The sequence below is a fragment of the Prochlorococcus marinus subsp. marinus str. CCMP1375 genome (genome assembly GCF_000007925.1).
Lineage (GTDB): Bacteria > Cyanobacteriota > Cyanobacteriia > PCC-6307 > Cyanobiaceae > Prochlorococcus_E > Prochlorococcus_E marinus.
The window spans coordinates 397,512-417,132 of record NC_005042.1 but is presented as its reverse complement, the minus strand read 5'-3'; the positions used below and the strand labels follow the sequence as shown (position 1 = coordinate 417,132).

Genomic DNA, 19,621 nt, shown 5'->3' with positions numbered 1-19,621 from the left:
TTACTTATCTTTTGGCTTAATAACCTTTACTTGACTTGCTCTTAAACGACCTGTCTTTGTTGTTGTACTTTTTTTCTTTGTTGTTGTACTCTTTTTCTTTGTTGTTGTACTTTTTTTCTTTGTTGTTGAAGATGTTTTACTTGATTTCTTTACCTCTAATAATTGGATAGCTTCCTCAATTGTAATTTCTTCAGCACCCTTCCCTTTTGGTAAAGATGCATTTATCTTCCCCTGCTTAACATAAAGACCATAAGGTCCGTTATAAACATGAATATTTTCTTCTCCTCCTTTAGGTACACCTAAATCTCTTAAGGCCATTCGTCCTCCCCGCCCAAGTTTAGGTATTGCTAAAAGTTCAATAGCTCTCTTTAAATCAATTTCATATACATCATCTTCTTTTTTTAGAGAACGATTATCAGGTTTTTCACCATTACCTTTATCCCAAACAACATATGGTCCGAACTGCCCTGTACGAGCTTCAATTGTTCCACCATCAGGGTGTTCTCCAAGTAAGCGAGGCAAACTTAAAAGCTTTACAGCTTCATCTAAAGACAGTTCTTGAGTTTTTATATTTTTAGGAAGTGATGCACGGCGAGGTTTTTCTTTTTTATCTAAAGCTTCTCCAAGTTGAACAAATGGTCCCCATGGACCAAAGCGAAGATAAACTTTTTCGCCTGTATCAGGGTGATTTCCAAGATCTGAAGGACCATCCAATATTTGCTTGACTTTCTCTTCATCAAGATCTCCGGGGGTAATATCTATTGGCAAATTCCCTTTTGCATCAACTTCTTCACCTTCCTCATTAATCCTCTTCCCTTCCAGCCAGGGTCCATTAGACCCAATGCGAACTGTGCAAGGGATCCCCTCAAGGTCAACTTTTCTATAAGCTTTCCCATCAATATCACCTTCTCTCTTATCAACCTGCGCAGCCAACCCCTTTCTACCTTTATAAAAAGATTCTAGATAAGGAAGCCACTGAACCGTGCCAGAAGAAATCTCATCTAGAGAAGATTCCATGCGAGCTGTAAATGTAGTATCTACTAAATCAGGGAAATGCTCTTCTAAAAGAGACGTTACTGCAAAGGCTGTAAAAGTAGGTGCAAGAGAATTAGCACTCAAAGATGCATACCCTCTATCAACAATCGTTCCAATAATGCTTGCGTAAGTAGAAGGTCTTCCAATTCCCTCTTTTTCTAAAGTCTTTACTAAAGATGCTTCGCTATAACGAGCGGGAGGTTTCGTTTCATGTCCCATAGCATCAACTGACTTAGGAGAGAGCACATCACCTACGTTGAGAACAGGTAAAACAATTTCCTGTCCCTCTAAAGCAACTTCTGGGTCATCACTACCCTCAACATAAGCTCTGAAAAAACCAGGGAAATCAATATTTTTACCCGATGCTCTGAAAATCGCATCTCGAACACTGATATCCACCGAAAGCATTGTCAAACGAGCTTCCGCCATCTGACTAGCAACAGTCCTTTTCCATATCAGCTCATACAAAGCCAAATCACGACCATTTAGTCCTGTATCATTTGGAGCTCTAAAAGTTTCTCCTGCGGGTCTAATAGCCTCATGAGCTTCTTGTGCATTTCTTGTGCTTGAAGCAAATTGTCTAGGGGCTTCACTTAGATAATCTTTTCCATAGCGCAATTCAACACATTTTCTAGAAGCCCTAATTGCTTGTTCCGACAAGTTTACAGAATCTGTTCTCATATATGTGATAAACCCTCGTTCATACAAGCCTTGAGCGCAACGCATTGTTTCTCTAGCGGAAAGCCTCATCTTCCTATTGGCCTCCTGTTGCAAAGTACTTGTTGTAAACGGAGGAACAGGCTTCCTAATAGTTGGTTTTTTATCTACAGATTTAACTATCCACTTGTCTGCTGCCAATAAAGTTACCAGCTCTTTTGCTTCCTTTTCCTTAAGCAAATTTGATTTGTTTCCCACTTTAAGCTTCCCCGTTTTTTCATCAAAATCACTCCCTTTGGCAATCTTTTGATCAGCATAATTAATCAAACGCGCTTCAATAGGAACATTATTTTTTTCAAGAATTGTTTTCAGATCCCAATAACTTGCTCGTTGAAAGGCCCTCCTTTCTCTTTCACGTTTAACCAATAGTCTTACTGAAACAGACTGAACACGACCAGCAGAAAGTCCCCATGCAACTTTCTTCCACAAAAGTGGTGAAAGGGTATATCCAACTAATCTATCAAGAATTCTTCTAGTCTCTTGAGCATGGACAAGTTCCATATCAAGGTCTCTGGTTTTTTGCAGAGCTTTGGTAATAGCTTGTTTTGTAATTTCATGAAAAACCATTCGTTTTGTTGGAACCTTGGGCTTCAATAGCTCCAACAAATGCCAACTAATACTTTCCCCCTCTCGATCTTCATCAGTTGCTAATAAAACCTCTTTTGCATCTTTTAATGCTGACTTCAATTCTCTCACTACCTTCTTCTTATCTTTTGGAACTACGTACAAAGGTTCAAAATCTTCTGCTGTATTAACTCCAATCCTTGACCATTTTTCTTTCTTCATAGCAGCAGGAATCTCACTGGCACCTTTTGGAAGGTCCCTAACATGCCCCATAGAAGCAATCACTTGAAAACCCTTGGGCAAGAAGCTTTTTATAGTTCTTGCTTTGGTTGGACTTTCTACGATGACCAAGGTGTGCCCCACAGGCGAAGAAATAACTGTTATTTATCTTTATCGCATCAACCACCAAAATGCATAGACCATAGTCATAACTAAGGCATATTTCATAACATCGCTAGAGTTAAAAAAGCAGGTATTTTTTCGTAAAAACAATGCCCGATATGGGTACACCTCTTTTAACTATCCAAGGGATGGCCTCCCCTGGAGAACTCTTAAATCTTTCGCTAAATGCAAAAGCAATTTTACCTGAAGGATTTGTTCTCTTAGCCTTGATTGGGACCTTGTTGGTTGATCTTGCCGGGGAAGAAATCTCAAAAAGATGGTCACCCCCTATCTGCTATGCAGGTCTAGGGTCTGCATTAATCATTCTTGGCTTTGGATGGAACCAATCACCTGAATCTGCGTTCCTTGGTGCATTTATAGCCGACAATTTTTCAATTGCATTTCGAGCAGTTGTTGCACTCTCCACTCTTATATCACTTCTAATCAGTTGGAGATATGCTGAACAAAGTGGTAGCCCAGTTGGAGAATATGCAGCAATTCTTTTAGCGGCAACTCTTGGAGCAATGCTTTTATGTGGATCTACAGACTTAATAAGCATTTTTATTTCTCTTGAGACCCTATCAGTAGCAAGTTATCTACTCGCCGGATATCTAAAGAGAGATGCCAGAAGTTCTGAAGCGGCTCTAAAATATTTACTTGTTGGATCTGCTGCCGCTGCCGTATTTCTATACGGAGCATCATTGCTTTATGGGTTAAGTGGATCAACAAGTCTTGAAAGTATTGGGATAGCACTTCAAACAAGTCCAACCCCATTAGCAGCGTTGGCTCTTGTATTTATTCTTGCAACTGTTGCCTTCAAGATAGCGGCAGTGCCATTCCATCAATGGACTCCAGATGTCTATGAAGGGTCTCCTACACCTGTAGTTGCTTTCCTTTCAGTCGGTTCAAAGGCTGCAGGGTTTGCCTTAGCAGTAAGAATTCTAGTTGGCTGCTTTAACGCGTTTGATGATCAATGGAAACTTCTTTTTACTGTTTTAGCTGTCCTGAGTATGACTTTAGGGAACGTTGTAGCCCTTGCTCAAACATCAATGAAACGAATGTTGGCATATAGCTCTATAGGGCAAGCTGGTTTTGTCATGATTGGGCTTGTTTGTGGAACTGAAGAAGGCTATGCCGCAATGATCCTTTATATGGCTGCCTATTTATTTATGAATCTTGGGGCATTTGCATGCATTATTCTTTTTTCACTTAGAACCGGTAGCGACCGGATTGCAGATTATGCAGGTCTATACCAAAAAGATCCTTTAATTACTTTAGGACTAAGTTTATGTCTGCTTTCTTTAGGAGGCATCCCCCCAATGCTTGGATTCTTCGGCAAAATATACCTTTTCTTTGCAGGTTGGTCGGACGGACAATATTTATTAGTAATTGTGGGGCTTGTAACATCTGTAGTTTCGATTTATTACTACATCTCGGTAATAAAAATGATGGTAGTTAAAGAACCTCAAGAAGCATCCGAACTTGTAAAAGCTTATCCATTAATCCAATGGAATTCCATTGGAATGCCTACTTTAAGATTTGCTCTCCTGACTTGTGTTTTTGCAACTGCGATAGGGGGTGTTCTATCAAATCCATTATTCAAATGGGCAAATAGTGCAGTTGCTGGAACGCCCTTACTTCAAGAAGCCCTGACTCTTGCAGCAGAAAAAGGTGCAATAGGTTGAATTAATTGAATGAATAATCTTGTCGCAAAGCTTTCTAATGTAAGCAAACACTATGGAGAAGGAGATTTAGTAGTAAAAGCTCTAGACGAATTAAACCTAGAAATTAATAAAGGAGATTATCTTGCTGTCATGGGAGCAAGTGGATCTGGGAAAAGTACTGCTATGAACATTTTGGGCTGCCTTGATAGGCCAACTTACGGTCACTATCAACTTAATGGGAATGCCGTCCAGGAGCTTAGTGACGATGAACTTGCAGATCTGCGCAATCAAGAGCTTGGTTTCGTCTTCCAACAATTTCATCTTCTGCAAGATGCCACTGCACTAGAAAATGTAATGCTGCCAATGCTTTACGCATGCATACCTCCTGCTGAAAGAAAAGAATTGGCAGAAATAGCACTTGAGAGAGTCGGTTTAACGGAAAGAATGAATAATCGGCCAAATCAGCTTTCCGGAGGTCAACAACAACGAGTTGCTATTGCCAGAGCAATCATAAATAAACCTTCGCTTCTACTTGCAGACGAACCCACAGGAGCACTTGATTCTAATACTACTGAGGATGTACTGAATTTATTTGATGATTTGCATAGTCAAGGGATAACTCTAGTGCTAGTCACACACGAAGATGAAGTGGCTTTGAGAGCAAAAAAGAAGGCTCTATTTAAAGATGGAAAAATCATTCAACTTTCTTAAAACTCAAAAAGTTTTTTATTCCCAACGGTTCCAATTCTCTTTTATAAAACCTCTGCTTACTCTAAGTTTCCCATCGAGATCTAATCCTTCAACATCCCAAATCTCATTTGATTGAGATTTCTTTATTTGTTTTGCCCATAGAAATTTCTCTCCCTCTTTACATAGATGCTTTGGATCAAGCAAAAGCATCTTCGCTTGCTCAATAGCCAAAAGAACTTCTAAAGACCATTTTAATGTGGAAATATTCTTCTTTCCTGAACATTTCAAAAGCGAAATTCCTCCTTTTGGAACATGGTTGCAAACATTTAAACCAATTCCCAAAGATAAAAAATTCGCTTCTTGCCCTCTACTAAAAACACGAGGCAATAATCCCGCTATTTTCTTGCCATTAACTAATAAATCGTTAGGCCATTTGATTTGAACTGGTATCAAGCTTCTCTCAAGCCTATTTGACAATGCTACAGCCACTGCGAGTCCAAACAATCCAGCAGATTTAACTGATACATCACAAGTCATTGCTGCACTAAGCCAAACTCCACCTAACGGCGAATCCCAAATACGTCCTCTCTGTCCCCTGCCATGTGATTGTCTACCAGTTAAAAATGCTCTTGGATTATTTACTGACAATGGTTTTTGCTTTAACCACCTAGAGAGTTCAATATCTGTACTCCCGCAAACGGGCTTCCATCTTAAGACCCAAGATTTTTTTAACACCTCCGATCTTTTTATAAGACAGGTGATTGGGGCAGCTCCAGTCCATGGCAAAGAATTCTGCATAAAACAGCAATTATGTTTTAGCTCTTACAACTTCTATAACTTAAGCATATCCCTTTTGATTTTAATCTATAAACTCACTAAGGAATTAATCCAGCAAACCAAGTTTTTTAGTAAAATCGGCTTAATATTAAGCAATGAATTTCGATAATTACGCCAACTCAAAAATCAATGTTGGGGAAGGTTCAAACTCTGGTAATACTTCAAATCCATCTTCTTTATCTAAATGCCTAGACCAATTAAAAGTTGAATGGAATAAAAATCAAAGCATTGCTTCACTTTGGCAAGACTGGCCAAAGATAGCAGGTCCTAAGATTGCATCAAATTGTATTCCTTTAACTTTCCATGGAGGCATTTTAACAATTGGAGCAAATCACCCTCAATGGATACAAGCGCTAATGTTCAATCGTATCCAACTTCTAGCAGCACTTAAAGCAGAAGGACATGAAATCAAAGATATAAGAATCAAACAACACTATCCTCAAAAAAGTATTCAAAAAGAAACTGAAAATGCTATTTGGGAAGAACATCCAAGTAGATCAGATATACACGGGAAAAATTGTTGCCCAATATGCAATGTTCCTGCACCTTCTGGAGAAATATCTTTATGGGGGAAATGTCTTCTTTGTAGAAGGCAAGATCTCACTCCTAAGAGAAGAGTTTGAATTATGCTCTTAATAAAAGAGCTCCCATCTGACCTCCAGCAAGAGTTTTGTAGTTAGCTTCTTGAAACCCTACATTAATAGCTATTTGTTCTTGAATAAGTCCCACAGGGAACTTCTTTAAGCTCTCTTCCAAATAAGCATATTCTTCCTTTAGCCCCATTTTTGAAGCGATTGGAACAACAAAATTACGTAAATAAAATTTCTGAAAAAAAGAGTTTTTCGAGCCCTCAATTGTGTGATTGAAATCCAAAACCCCAGCTCTTGCACCAGGCTTCAAAAGACGGTGTATTTCTTTTAAGCCAGCTTCTGGACTTGAAAGATTGCGCAAACCATATGCCATTACTACACCATCAAAAGTAGAAGAAGGAAGTCCTGCCTTAAGAACATCTTCATTCAACCAAGAAATAGGTAACCATGGTTCCTTTAGGCTCCTTTTATGCGCGCAATTTATTTGCGCTCTAGAGAAGTCAACTCCTATAACACTTCCAAAAGGACGTACTAGTCGAGCCAAAGGTAAACTTAGATCTCCAGTTCCACAACAAAGATCAATCCATTTTTCTCCTGAAGCAGGCTTAAGCCATGTCAACAATTGTCTTTTCCATATCCTATGAAACCCAAGGCTAAATAAATCATTGAGAAAATCATAGTTTTTAGAAACCGAGTCAAATAATTCTTTAATTGCTATGGGATCTTGAGGTTTCACTTATATAAAAAAAGTAAGCCTATACGAATAATTATTTACTTTAATTGAAATTAAGCATATTAAGTAAGACTTACTGTAGAAGTAAATGAGAAAAAATTTTCAATTGAGCTTTCTCAATAATTAGTAGGTCTTATTATTAAATTCTTTTTTAATAAATAATTCTTGATTTCCTCTATTGTTAAATCTTGATCATGTAATAAAGATGCCAATAAAGCAGCAGATGCATTCCCATATTCAAAGGCTTCAAAAACATCTTCAAGACAGCCTGCACCTCCAGAAGCGATAACTGGTACTTGTACTGACTGAGAAATTGTTTTTGTTAATTCCAAGTCATACCCTTTTTGAGTTCCATCTCCATCCATTGAAGTTAGAAGTATTTCCCCAGCGCCTAATTCCACAACTTTTCTCGCCCAAGACAATGCATCTAAGCCTGTATTTTTTCTCCCCCCATTTACAAATACATCCCATCCAGATGATTCTTCCAAACGACGTTTAGCATCTATTGCAACAACTATGCACTGAGATCCAAACTGGCATGCCCCTCTAGACACCAAGCCAGGATCCTTAACTGCAGATGAATTCAAGCTAATTTTGTCAGCACCTGCACGTAAAAGTTCAGTTATACCTTCTATTGAGCTAATTCCACCCCCAACTGTAAATGGAATAGTTACAGATTCAGCAGTGCGACGGACAATCTCTACCAACGTTGCTCTCGCTTCATGACTTGCAGCTATATCTAAGAAAACCAATTCATCAGCCCCCTCTCTGCTATACCTACAGGCCAGTTCTACAGGGTCTCCAGCATCTCTAAGGCCAACGAAATTAACACCTTTTACAACCCGTCCATTTGCAACATCAAGACAAGGAATTAAACGAAGAGCAACCATAATTCCAATTTATAGTACAGCGACTGTTAGGGTTGCCCAACTACTTAAGTCTTGTCGGTCATGCCCCAATCAGCAAATCTTACGAGAATAGGTTCAAGGATCAAGATTGATCTTGATAAAGTTCAAGATAGAATATCAAGTAATTTGATTAAAAAGATCTACTCTGATCCTAGAGCTACTGTCACTGACTACAAAATGACTGATGGAGGAGGAGTGGGTCTTGTAGTTAAGCTTGCTGATGGAACAAAAAATTGGTTTTTTGAGAATGAAATTGGACCTAGCTGAGGATTAACAAAGTGAGTGATACTCGTCAGCTCCTTGGCATAAAAGGAGGATCAGAAACAACAAATATTTGGAAGCTGCGTCTGCAGCTCATGAAACCTATTACGTGGATACCTTTACTATGGGGAGTCATTTGTGGTGCAGCTGCAAGCGGCAATTATCACTGGAACTTAAGCAATTTCCTTGCCTCTCTGGCGTGCATGGTCATGAGTGGTCCTCTTCTTACAGGTTACACACAAACTATAAATGACTACTATGACAGGGAAATAGACGCGATTAATGAGCCAAGTAGACCTATCCCTTCTGGAGCAATATCCCTAACACAAGTAAGAATACAAATTTGGGTGCTTCTTTTGTTAGGACTATCTTTTGCTTATGGGCTTGATAGATGGGCAGGACACTCATCACCATCAGTCTTATATCTAGCCCTTGGAGGATCCCTTGTTAGTTATATATATTCAGCTCCGCCATTAAAACTTAAGCAAAACGGATGGCTTGGCAATTATGCACTTGGCGCCAGTTATATAGCTCTACCTTGGTGGGCTGGCCAGGCACTTTTTGGTCAACTAACTTGGACAACAGCACTGTTAACGTTGGCCTACAGCTTGGCAGGGTTGGGGATTGCGGTAATTAATGATTTTAAAAGTGTTGAAGGGGACAAAAAATTAGGGCTGCAATCACTTCCTGTAGTTTTTGGAATTAGGAACGCCAGCTTCATTAGTGCTGGGATGATCGATATCTTTCAACTAGCAATGGTTGGTGTATTGATCTTAATTGGTCAACACCTTGCTTCAGTTATTCTTATTCTATTAATCATTCCACAGATTACTTTTCAAGATATTTGGTTGCTTAGAGATCCTTTGGAATTTGATGTCAAATATCAAGCAAGTGCACAACCTTTCTTAATCTTGGGGATGTTAGTCACAGCCTTAGCTATTGGACATAGCTCACTAATTAATATTTAGTGAATGTTGAATTTCGAAATTGGCTGTTCATAACAACAGGCACACTAGCCATAGGTTCACTCACAGCAATATCTGAAGGGTTCATAAGTAAATCCATTGATTCTTTTCTACCACCTTCAAATAAAGTAAATGTCTTTAGTCGTCCTAGAACTATTGAGTTCTTTTCATCAAAAGGAGAAATAATTCAGAAGAGAGGGCCAGTTACTCGTGAGAAAATGACCTCAGGAGCAATGCCACAAATTGTCAAAGACGCATTTATTTCAGCAGAAGATAGGCGTTTCTACAAACATGAAGGTGTTGATTTTTGGAGTATTAGTAGAGCATTAATGGCAAATATCAATGAGAAGTCATTAGTTGAAGGAGGCAGCACAATTACACAGCAATTGGCAAGAATAATCTTCCTCAATCAAGATAGAACTATAACTCGAAAACTTAAAGAAATTGCTCTGGCATTCAAGCTAGAAAGAAATTTAACTAAAGAAGAAATAATCGAGCAATATTTAAATAATGTCTACTTAGGGTCTAGTGCATATGGAATCTCAGATGCAGCGTGGGTGTACTTTCAAAAAGACCCTAGCGAGTTAACCCTTGAAGAAGCCGCTCTAATAGCAGGATTAGCTCCTGCACCCTCATTATATTCACCTCTAGTGAACACCAATTTAGCCCTAAAGCGTAGAGATATTGTCCTTAAAAAAATGAGGCTTGAAAATTTCATCTCGGATTCAGAATTATTAACAGCTTTAAGTAGTCCACTAAATCTAAAACCTGCTGCTCCAAAATTTATAAAGAGTAAAGCTCCTTTTTTCACAAGCTACGTAGAGCAAAAGCTCCCTCATCTGTTGTCAAAAGAGCAAATGGAGATTGGTGGTCTTAAGATTTACACTAGTATTATTCTTGATTGGCAATCAAAAGCTCGAGAAATAACTAAAACTCAAAGCCCAGATAACGCGGAAGGTGCAATCGTCTCTATTGAACCAAGCACTGGACTAATTAGAGTTCTTATAGGAGGAAAAAATTATAACAAGAATCAATTTAATAGAGCGACTCAAGCACTTAGGTCCCCTGGCTCCACTTTTAAAGTATTCCCATATTCAGCTGCTATCAGCGAGGGCTACAAGCCAGAAGACATTCTTTTTGACACCCCAAGATGCTGGTATGGGTATTGTCCAAAGAACTTTGGTAATAAGTACTTTGGGGAGATATCGCTAGTCAATTCATTCTCAAATTCTTTGAACACTATAGCTGTCGATCTACTATCAAAAGTAGGGTTTAAGAAAGTAATATCTATTGCTAATAGACTAGGTGTAGGAAATGAAAGAAAACTTGGTCATTATTACCCTTTAGCAATAGGGGCATATGAAGAGACAGTGCTTAACATGACTGCAGCTTATGCGGGCATTACAAACAGAGGTGTTTATCATAAGCCATCCCCTATTAAAGAGATAAGAGGACCTGACAATAAAGTTATATGGAGTCAGAGAGCTAATAACAATAAGGGGACTAGAGCATTAGATGTCGACGTAGCTGACACAATGAACTGGATGTTAAAAAAAGTTGTTTCGGAAGGCTCAGGGTTTGCTGCCTCGATGGAAGGTCGAGAAGTTGCAGGAAAAACTGGAACTTCTGAAGGGGCTCGAGACCTTTGGTTTATTGGCTCAGTTCCACAACTCACAACTGGCATTTGGTTTGGCAAAGATGACAACGAAGAAATAAAAGGTAGTAGTGGGGATGCAGCACTCGCTTGGAAGAAATTCATGAAAGGAATAGATAAAGACTTATTATTGTCAGATTTTCCTGAAAGGCCATCTTCCCCCTAAGTCACCAAAACTGGTCTCCAATGACATAGTTATTTTAAAGGCTAACCCGAATCAATAATTGCTGCATAAAAACCATCTCCGCCTTGAGCATCCCCAGGCCATATTTGTTTTTGCCTCTCAAGGTTTAGCGGCTGATGCATAGAAACAAATTTCTCAATTTGTCTAAAATTTTCATCCGGATGAATAGTACAAGTTGAGTAGACGATCCTTCCTCCTGGTTTAAGTAATGGAAGGATTCCTTCCAAAAGATTGAATTGAAGTTGTATTAATCCTTCTATTTGAGAAGGTGACATCCTCCATCGAGCATCAGGATTCCTCGCTAATGTCCCCAACCCTGAACAAGGAACATCCAATAAGATCTTATTAAAATATCCCTTCCAAGAAGGCTTTAGTTCTATCAGATTCGTAGCATCAGCAGATAAGAACTTTATGCAATGATGTCCAAGACGAGCTGCATTTAAAGAAACTTTCTGCAGACGTTTTGGAGATCGATCGACAGCCCAAATTTCACCAATATCATTCATCAATTCTGCTAAATGAGTTGTTTTCCCTCCTGGAGCTGAGCAAGCATCCAGAACCACCTCTCCTGATCTTGGCTCTAAGAGAGGGACTACCCACTGTGCAGACCTGTCTTGAACTGACCATTCCCCTTGCTCATAACCAGGCCACTGACGCAAGTCTCCGGCACCGGATGTGACAGTTAATCCATAAGGACAGGTCTCTATAAGCTTGCTTTCTATCCCAGAATCTTGAAATTTCTGCCTTAAACTCTTAACACTCGAACGCTTAGAATTGACTCTCAAATCAATTGCAGGAGCCTGATTAAAAGCCTTTGCAATAATCTCAGCCCCTTTTTCTCCTTTCCACTCAATCAATTCGTATGCCAACCAAGTTGGTATTGAATGTTTTAGCGAAAGACGATCTTGCGGCTCAATTAACCCAGGTAATTCTTTACCAAGATCACGAGCTCTAATTGCTTCTCTTAAAATTGCATTAACTACAGGAGCAAGAGACTTTAAATTCTTTTTTTTTGCCAACTCCACAGTTGTATTAACTGCTGCCGAGACGGGGATTCGATCCATATAAAATATCTGATAAAGGCCGACATGAAGCAGCCACCTTAGCAATGGTGGTTGTTTCTCTGCTGACACCTTTGCTAAACAATCAATCCAACAATCCAAAACAAGACGTTGACGAATAGCACCACACGCCAATTCAGTCGCCAGTGCTCTATCAGCAATACTCAAACTATATTTCCGGAATGAATGATCTATTGCGATATCAGAATAAGCTCCTCTACCAACAGTCTGAAGAATTTCCCAGGCTGCAAGCCTGGAAAGTAATCCTTTTTTTAACAACAGTTCTGAAATAATTCTTTTACTCCTTTAAGAAAATTCAATTTAACAACTTAATTTTAAAGCAGCTATCAACAAAGTCTCATCTCAAGTAATTAAAAAGCTGATAAAATATAAATCCTTCGAAACAAAAACATCTTCGCTTTTAAAGCTAATCAACAATTCCACATAGATTGCAAAAGTAGTTATAGGCTATTAAAAGAATTTTGTGATTCACAACACCTACATCTTCTTAAATTATTTTTTATTTCTATGCCTCTCTTGCCACGTCGATTTGACCGCATCAAGTCTGTTCTTAATCGGAGGATGTCCAATTTAACCGTCCTTGCTGAAGAAGTAGAGAAGCCTCATAACCTTTCCGCTATTCTTCGAACTTGTGATGCTATTGGGATATTACAAGCACATGCAGTTTTCAAGCAAAGCAAAATACCAACTTTTAACAGTACGGCTCAGGGCAGCCAAAAATGGGTCAAACTTGTAAAACACCCAAATATTGAAGTCGCAATAAAATCGCTTAAAGGAGAGGGGTTTAAGATATATGGTACCAATCTCAATGAACAGGCTAAAGACTATCGTCTTTTTGATTACAAAGGCCCGACAGCGTTTGTATTGGGGGCAGAAAAATGGGGGCTCAGTCAGTTGGCTACAAGTCTTGTCGATGAATCTATTTTTATACCTATGAGAGGGATGGTGCAGTCTTTAAATGTCTCAGTAGCTTCAGCAACACTCCTTTTTGAAGCATTAAGACAGCGCGAAAAAGTCGGGATATCACCCAACTCTGGAGAGGGGCTTAACACGGACCTATATAACAAAACCTTGTTCGAATGGTCTTACCCTGAAGTAGCAAATTGGTGTAAGGATCAAGGGCGTGAATATCCAAAGCTAGGTTCAAAAGGAGAGATTCTAGAGAATCTTCCAAGAACAATAAAACTACGGTATTAACTAGAGCTCAGACTAAAAGAATTGAATTTCAGTAAGACAATTATTCTTTAACAAGTTCATTTCCACTGATGAAATCTTCAAGAGCTTCTCCCAGTAAAGAAAGTGAAAGAACTAAGCCAAACATAGCAATTCCAGGGAATAGTGCTGTCCACCAAATGCCTATTGGAACAGCATCTAAAGCCATATTTAAATCACTCCCCCATTCCGGAATAGTTTCAGGCAAGCCAAGTCCTAGAAAGCCAAGTCCTCCTAACACTAAAACTGCATCAGCAGCATTTAGTGTTAGAAGAACAGGCACAGAAGTAATTACATTTTTAAAAAGATACCTTCTCATTATCCAAAGAGGGCCAGCTCCCATTGATCTTGCCGCTTCAATATAAAGTTCCGTTTTAACTTGCATAGTCTGATTCCTAACAACACGAAAATATTGAGGTATATATACAACGCATAACGCAATTGCTGCATTCAGAATCCCCCTCCCCAAAAGGAACGCAATAACAACTGAAAGCAACAAAACAGGAACTGTATAAAGTGTTTCCATTATCAAAACCATTATTCTGTCGACAAAACCACCCATATAAGCGCTAAGAATACCTATAGGCACACCAATAAGAACAGCAAAACCAACTGCTAAAAGAACAACTTGGAGTGCCACATTCGTTCCTTGCAAAGTCCGCACACAAACATCTCTGCCTAGTCGATCAGTTCCACACCAATGTCCCCAAGATGGAGAGGAATACATGGGGCTATCTAGGCCCATTTGTCCATCAGGCAAAAACCCTAAACCAACCAATACAGGGGTTAAAAAAGCAGCAATCAAGTAAAGCCCTAGTAAGACAATTCCCCAGCGAGCCATTTTACTAGAGAGTTTCCTCGTCTCTAGAAGTCCAAAAGCAGAAAGATATTTCAAAAGAAAAACTCAGCTATAAAATTCATAATAAAAGGTAGAAAATTTATGCACAAGCGCTTAAATATATGTAAATAAATAGAATCAACATGAACTCGCAAGATCAAGGTCTGACTGTTGGGGAGTTAACTATAACAATTGCAATAGTAATAATTGCTGGTCTGATTTGGACAAATATTTCAAGGAATCAAGAATCCGATCAAAGCAAATTCATTCAATCTTCACCAACCATCTTACTAAGTTCAATGAGAAATTAGCTCTAGAAGTAAAAAAAGTTGTTTCTGATTGAATTTTTACTATAAATATCAATTTCCTATTGATTTAATTTAAGTACTGCCATGAAAGCCTCCTGAGGGACATCCACTTTACCCATTGATTTCATTCTTTTCTTACCTTTAGCCTGCTTCTTAAGTAATTTTTTCTTGCGTGAAATATCCCCCCCATAACATTTTGCTAAAACATCTTTACGCAAGGCACTAATGCTTTCACTTGCAATAATTCTACTCCCTATCGAGGCTTGCAAAGGTATCTTAAATTGTTGCTTAGGAATAAGTTCTTTCAACTTTTCAACCAATCCCCTCCCAACCCCATAAGCTTTTTCCCGGTGAACAATAGTTGTTAAAGGGTCTGCTCTTTCAGCATTTATTAATACATCTAAGCGAACCAAATCATTTTCACGATATCCAATCAGATGATATTCCATAGAAGCATAGCCCTTAGTTCTACTCTTCATATGATCAAAGAAATCAGTAACAACCTCTGCTAATGGAATCTCATATATAAGAGTTACTCGATCAGTAGTTATAAATTTCATATCAACGAAATCACCTCGACGATCTTGACATAGCCCCATTAAGGTACCGTTATATTCATTAGGTGCATAAATTTCAATTCGAACATAAGGTTCTTCAATTGATTCACGCTTTTGTGGATCAGGTAATGTCGCAGGATTGTCAATCAACAAAGTCTCTCCACCAATCATATTAACTTGATAAATAACTGATGGAGCAGTAACTATTAAATCAAGGTCATATTCGCGTTCTAATCTTTCTTGCACTATCTCCATATGAAGCAATCCAAGAAATCCACACCGAAATCCAAACCCCATTGCACTGCTTGTTTCTGGCTCATACTTCAAAGCAGCATCTGACAGTTGCAATTTGTCTAAAGCCTCTCTCAAATCTGGATATTGATCAGCATCTGTTGGGAACAATCCACAAAATACCATTGGCTTTGCTTCTGTATATCCAGGCAAGGGCTCACTTGCTGAGTCATCAACTAATGTAATAGTATCCCCAACACGAGCATCTGCGACAGCTTTAATTGATGCTGATAAATAACCGACTTCTCCTGCATGAAGATCTTCAACTTTTCTCTGATCAGGTGACATAATACCTATTTCATCTAGTTCATAACTCTTTCTACTAGCCATTAAAAGGATCTTGTCTCTTCGGGAAATGCTACCGGTCATTACACGGAAATAGACTATTACTCCTCTGTAAGAGTCGTAATAAGAATCAAAAATCAAAGCTTTTGTAGGATCATTCAGCAAATCTTTAGGTGGTGGGATGCGATCTACTACAGACTGCAAGATTTCAGGGATGCCTATTCCGGTTTTTGCAGAGCATTCAATTGCAGTAGAGGTATCTAAGCCAATTATCGACTCAATTTCTTGCTTAATTCGTTCAGAGTCTGCACCGGGTAAATCAACTTTGTTTAATACAGGAATTATTTCAAGATCATTTTCTAACGCTAAATAAACATTAGCCAAGGTTTGCGCCTCAACTCCTTGACTTGCATCAACTACTAGTAAAGCGCCTTCACATGCTTGCAAAGACCTGCTCACTTCATATGAAAAGTCAACATGACCAGGCGTATCAATTAAGTTGAGTACATATTGCTCTCCATCACTAGCGCAATAATTCATTCTCGCTGCTTGGAGCTTAATAGTTATGCCTCTTTCCCTTTCTAGATCCATGTTGTCAAGAAACTGCTCTTGCATATCTCTAGAAGAAACTGTTCCTGTTTCTTGCAAGAGTCGATCGGCCAACGTTGACTTCCCATGATCAATGTGGGCAATTATGCAAAAATTTCTCAATCGAGCAACAGGTATATCAGTCATTTGCGTTCAATTCACGGGATGAGTTTCGGATGATATGCACCCTAGCCAAGAAGAAAAGTTGCATAAAACTCTTATCTCAATCCAAGCAGAGAATCACTTCGATTTCTAAGTTTATCAAGCAAAGATTTGTCATGATTAATATCTTGGCCAAAGCTTGGCAGTAAATCTCTTAATCTCTTCTGCCAAATATCTGTTGACATTTTCTTACCCCAACAGCGTTGTAATACCTCCAACATAATTGATATGGCAGTACTCGCTCCTGGCGAGGCCCCTAACAATGCTGCTAGGGAACCATCTGATGAAGTCACAACTTCTGTTCCTAACTTAAGGACACCCCCCTTAGAGGTCTTCTTGATAATCTGAACTCGCTGACCAGCTAGAGATAATGTCCAATTAGACGATCTAGCCTCTGGGAAAAAGTCTTTCAACACAGCAATTCTGTCATCGTGATCAAGCTTAAGTTGGCCAATCAGATATTTAATCAAATCAAAGTTCCGTAAACCTGTTTGTATCATTGGAGCAAAGTTTGAGAATTGAATTGATCGTAAAAAATCCCAATTTGATCCATTTTTTAAAAATTTAGTATTAAACCCTGCAAATGGTCCAAACAATAAAAACCTTTCTGTCCCGATCCAACGAGTGTCCAAGTGAGGAACTGACATTGGAGGAGCACCTATTGCACTTTTACCGTAAACCTTTGCATGATGCATTTTTACGAGTTTTGAATCGTTGCACACCAACCATTGACCACTTACTGGGAACCCACCATATTTTTTTCCTTCTTCTATTCCTGAATTCTGTAATAAGGACAATGCTCCCCCACCAGCTCCAAGAAAAAGAAATGGTGCTTGAACACAATAGGTTCCTGCAGTGTTGGCTAGAGAAATTTCCCAAGTTTCTTCTTGAAGCCTAGAAATATCTACAACTTCGGTAGACAATTTTAGTTCTACAGCTCCAGACTCTTGCAATGTCTCCAGATAAGCCAATGTAAGAGCTCCGAAGTTTATATCTGTTCCGCGTTTAACCCGTGTTGCTGCTACTTTTTGATCAGGGTTCCTATTATTCATTATTAACGGGATCCATTCGCTCAATTCCTCTTTATCTGCACTCCACTCCATATCTCTAAAAGCATTAATAGCACTGAGCTTTTTATAGCGTTGCTGCAAAAACAGAACATCTTCTTCACAGTTCACAAAGCTTATATGTGGCACCAAATTCAAAAAAGTTTTTGGCGACAATTTCCCCAGTTCCGTCATTGAAGCCCAAAACTCCAAACTTCTTTCAAAAGCACTATTAATAACTAATGCCTTCTGAATATTTATACTTCCATCTGGGTGACAAGGCGTATAGTTAAACTCACAATTAGCAGCGTGTCCGGTACCAGCATTGTTCAAAGCCGAGCTGCTTTCTAATGCTGGGGCTTCTAATCTTTCAACAATCAAAATTCGCATTTCAGGGTCTAACTCATGAAGCAATACAGCCAATGTCGAGCTCATAATTCCAGCACCTATTAATACTGCGTCAAAACGAGTATCAGAGGCTAGAGAATCAGATAAGACCACGAATCCTTTTTTCCTATTAGTTCAAGAGATGAGTAGGCTAGACCTAATTAAACACAATAAACATCCTTATGGAAAATCAAACAATGGCTCTTACACATGCGAATGTTGAAAAAGTATTAGACGAATTAAGACCATTTCTAATGGCTGATGGTGGGAACGTAGAGATTGTAGAAATTGATGGTCCTATCGTAAAAGTTAGATTGCAAGGGGCTTGCGGGAGCTGCCCCAGTAGCACTATGACTCTAAAAATGGGCATAGAAAGAAAACTATGTGAAATGATCCCCGAAGTTAGCGAAGTTATTCAAGTGCTTTAAATAATCAAATCATAAGTTTAAGCTTCAGGGAATTCCTTTTTAAGTGCTGACTCAAAATTCAGGCAATCCAAAGGGAGTCCCCTATATATTGCAAACAAAAAAGGACTTAATATTCCAAGAGTGAAGATCAGTCTATAAACTTCTAGTGAACCTAACTTGGCAAAATATGTGAAGAAGTAAACACATAAAAGATATAAATGAAAATACAGGAATCGACTAGGAGCACTTCCCATCCATCTAATTGCTGATCCAAGGAAAAACAAACAAGCTTTCATCTTCAATTAATTTCTCAAAGAATAAAGAAAATCTCCACCTCAATTTTCTACTAGAAAAAAATGAGCGTCAGAGGTAATAATTACTTATACCCTAAAGCAATGATCTGAAAACATTAACAAAATCTATAGTTTAATTCGATTTGTATCAATCTGAACTCCTCTCAAAGAGCGAAGATTGCAAAATGTATTTTGTAGCGATTGCTACAAAAACGTTCACCCTGATACTTCAGGGCGCAGACCCAATAAGGCCACGGAACGGGGACCTTACAAATTAGAGGACACTGCAAATGACAAACCTTGTTTATAGAGGATCAAACTACGTTCAACACAAAGAAGCTGCTAAAAAGCAGTACGTTGAATTAACTTATAGACGCAATGTCTATTCAAACAGAAAGAAAAAAGCTTCAACTGATCATGCTCAACTAACATATCGTGGTATCCCTTATCAGATATAGCTGGAAAATTAAATCTGATAAATCTGAAAAACTAAAAAAAGCCTCTTTTAAGGAGGCTTTTTTTGATCAATGTCTTCCTAAACAATTAACGTAAAAAGCATATCTGGCTGGATTAAGTGCTAGCTTAAATGCAAGATAATAATTTGAAGTAGGAACGACAGTACGGCAAGATTACAATTCGAAAATTTATAATTAAATACTACTTTCCAAAATTTTAGTTAAAAAAGTCTTATGATCTGCAAATTAGCAAGAAATCAATTCAATGGTTGAACTAACTTTAATGGTACTTCTAAATACTGTTGGAGATCAGTTCTGTGCATACCGTTCTGAAGGAAGCGATACATACAAGTCTCTACTCTTAGCTTACAGCGATGCAAGTGAAAAATATGGAGTCAAAGAAGTAAGGAATGTGATAAAAGATTCTGATGCATTAAATTTCTCTGCAGTTGCTATTGCACTTTTAAAATGTCCCCAACATATTAAATAAGCTTATTTACTTTAGATTTATATCTATAAATTATCTG

The 19,621-nt window shown here is 38.6% G+C and carries 20 protein-coding genes; 11 read left to right on the top strand and 9 right to left on the bottom strand.

Annotated features, from left to right (window positions below):
- On the bottom strand, positions 1-2,679 hold the full coding sequence (topA, locus tag PRO_RS02215) for a type I DNA topoisomerase (protein ID WP_036891706.1): 2,679 nt from the start codon (positions 2,677-2,679) through the stop codon (positions 1-3).
- Between the two features lie 128 nt (positions 2,680-2,807).
- On the opposite strand from topA, the gene PRO_RS02210 reads away from it, so the two are divergent.
- Positions 2,808-4,382 (top strand): NAD(P)H-quinone oxidoreductase subunit N, encoded by a 1,575-nt coding sequence (locus PRO_RS02210; RefSeq protein ID WP_011124586.1) that lies wholly within the window; start codon positions 2,808-2,810, stop codon positions 4,380-4,382.
- Positions 4,383-4,391: 9 nt separating this feature from the next.
- Positions 4,392-5,072 carry an ABC transporter ATP-binding protein gene (locus PRO_RS02205; RefSeq protein WP_011124585.1) on the top strand — a complete coding sequence of 227 codons (681 nt, stop codon included), beginning with the start codon at positions 4,392-4,394 and terminating at the stop codon, positions 5,070-5,072.
- A 15-nt stretch (positions 5,073-5,087) separates the two neighbouring features.
- Here the strand turns inward: PRO_RS02205 and PRO_RS02200 are convergent, their stop codons facing one another.
- Positions 5,088-5,849 (bottom strand): biotin--[acetyl-CoA-carboxylase] ligase, encoded by a 762-nt coding sequence (locus PRO_RS02200; RefSeq protein ID WP_011124584.1) that lies wholly within the window; start codon positions 5,847-5,849, stop codon positions 5,088-5,090.
- A gap of 134 nt (positions 5,850-5,983) precedes the next feature.
- Between PRO_RS02200 and PRO_RS02195 the strand changes: the two genes are divergently transcribed.
- Positions 5,984-6,511, top strand: a complete 528-nt coding sequence (locus PRO_RS02195; protein ID WP_011124583.1) for a DUF721 domain-containing protein — start codon at positions 5,984-5,986, stop codon at positions 6,509-6,511.
- A 1-nt stretch (position 6,512) separates the two neighbouring features.
- Here PRO_RS02195 and ubiE read toward each other — a convergent pair whose 3' ends face one another.
- Positions 6,513-7,214 (bottom strand): bifunctional demethylmenaquinone methyltransferase/2-methoxy-6-polyprenyl-1,4-benzoquinol methylase UbiE, encoded by a 702-nt coding sequence (gene ubiE / locus PRO_RS02190; protein ID WP_011124582.1) that lies wholly within the window; start codon positions 7,212-7,214, stop codon positions 6,513-6,515.
- A 113-nt stretch (positions 7,215-7,327) separates the two neighbouring features.
- On the bottom strand, positions 7,328-8,101 hold the full coding sequence (gene hisF, locus PRO_RS02185; RefSeq protein WP_011124581.1) for an imidazole glycerol phosphate synthase subunit HisF: 774 nt from the start codon (positions 8,099-8,101) through the stop codon (positions 7,328-7,330).
- A 60-nt stretch (positions 8,102-8,161) separates the two neighbouring features.
- On the opposite strand from hisF, the gene petP reads away from it, so the two are divergent.
- From petP to PRO_RS02170, 3 genes are read left to right on the top strand one after another with little or no spacing between them, the layout of a single operon-like run.
- A complete protein-coding gene (gene petP / locus PRO_RS02180) occupies positions 8,162-8,386 on the top strand; it encodes a cytochrome b6f subunit PetP (protein WP_036891705.1) in 225 nt (74 codons plus the stop codon).
- An 11-nt stretch (positions 8,387-8,397) separates the two neighbouring features.
- Complete coding sequence (gene chlG / locus PRO_RS02175; RefSeq protein ID WP_011124579.1) at positions 8,398-9,348, top strand: chlorophyll synthase ChlG; 951 nt, start codon at positions 8,398-8,400, stop codon at positions 9,346-9,348.
- Complete coding sequence (locus tag PRO_RS02170; RefSeq protein ID WP_011124578.1) at positions 9,348-11,165, top strand: transglycosylase domain-containing protein; 1,818 nt, start codon at positions 9,348-9,350, stop codon at positions 11,163-11,165. Before chlG ends, PRO_RS02170 begins: the two co-directional genes overlap by 1 nt.
- Positions 11,166-11,206: 41 nt before the next feature.
- On the opposite strand, the gene PRO_RS02165 is transcribed toward PRO_RS02170, so the two are convergent.
- Positions 11,207-12,523: a 16S rRNA (cytosine(967)-C(5))-methyltransferase gene (locus PRO_RS02165; protein ID WP_011124577.1), complete on the bottom strand. Its 1,317-nt coding sequence runs from the start codon at positions 12,521-12,523 to the stop codon at positions 11,207-11,209.
- 249 nt (positions 12,524-12,772) lie between these two features.
- On the opposite strand from PRO_RS02165, the gene trmH reads away from it, so the two are divergent.
- Positions 12,773-13,462, top strand: a complete 690-nt coding sequence (gene trmH, locus PRO_RS02160; RefSeq protein WP_011124576.1) for a tRNA (guanosine(18)-2'-O)-methyltransferase TrmH — start codon at positions 12,773-12,775, stop codon at positions 13,460-13,462.
- A 40-nt stretch (positions 13,463-13,502) separates the two neighbouring features.
- Here trmH and PRO_RS02155 read toward each other — a convergent pair whose 3' ends face one another.
- The gene (locus tag PRO_RS02155) at positions 13,503-14,318 is read right to left on the bottom strand and encodes an ABC transporter permease (RefSeq protein WP_036891701.1); all 816 of its coding nucleotides are present in this window, start codon (positions 14,316-14,318) and stop codon (positions 13,503-13,505) included.
- A gap of 140 nt (positions 14,319-14,458) precedes the next feature.
- Between PRO_RS02155 and PRO_RS02150 the strand changes: the two genes are divergently transcribed.
- The gene (locus tag PRO_RS02150) at positions 14,459-14,626 is read left to right on the top strand and encodes a hypothetical protein (RefSeq protein ID WP_164923204.1); all 168 of its coding nucleotides are present in this window, start codon (positions 14,459-14,461) and stop codon (positions 14,624-14,626) included.
- A gap of 56 nt (positions 14,627-14,682) precedes the next feature.
- On the opposite strand, the gene lepA is transcribed toward PRO_RS02150, so the two are convergent.
- Positions 14,683-16,491, bottom strand: a complete 1,809-nt coding sequence (lepA, locus tag PRO_RS02145; protein ID WP_011124574.1) for a translation elongation factor 4 — start codon at positions 16,489-16,491, stop codon at positions 14,683-14,685.
- 71 nt (positions 16,492-16,562) lie between these two features.
- Positions 16,563-18,053: a malate:quinone oxidoreductase gene (locus PRO_RS02140; RefSeq protein ID WP_011124573.1), complete on the bottom strand. Its 1,491-nt coding sequence runs from the start codon at positions 18,051-18,053 to the stop codon at positions 16,563-16,565.
- Between the two features lie 68 nt (positions 18,054-18,121).
- Between PRO_RS02140 and PRO_RS02135 the strand changes: the two genes are divergently transcribed.
- On the top strand, positions 18,122-18,367 hold the full coding sequence (locus tag PRO_RS02135; RefSeq protein WP_011124572.1) for a NifU family protein: 246 nt from the start codon (positions 18,122-18,124) through the stop codon (positions 18,365-18,367).
- A 17-nt stretch (positions 18,368-18,384) separates the two neighbouring features.
- Here PRO_RS02135 and PRO_RS02130 read toward each other — a convergent pair whose 3' ends face one another.
- Positions 18,385-18,642, bottom strand: a complete 258-nt coding sequence (locus PRO_RS02130) for a hypothetical protein (protein ID WP_036891699.1) — start codon at positions 18,640-18,642, stop codon at positions 18,385-18,387.
- 287 nt (positions 18,643-18,929) lie between these two features.
- Between PRO_RS02130 and PRO_RS02125 the strand changes: the two genes are divergently transcribed.
- Positions 18,930-19,097, top strand: coding sequence for a DUF4278 domain-containing protein (locus PRO_RS02125; RefSeq protein WP_011124570.1), 168 nt, complete (start codon positions 18,930-18,932; stop codon positions 19,095-19,097).
- A gap of 262 nt (positions 19,098-19,359) precedes the next feature.
- The gene (locus PRO_RS02120) at positions 19,360-19,584 is read left to right on the top strand and encodes a hypothetical protein (protein WP_011124569.1); all 225 of its coding nucleotides are present in this window, start codon (positions 19,360-19,362) and stop codon (positions 19,582-19,584) included.
- Positions 19,585-19,621 lie beyond the last annotated feature (37 nt).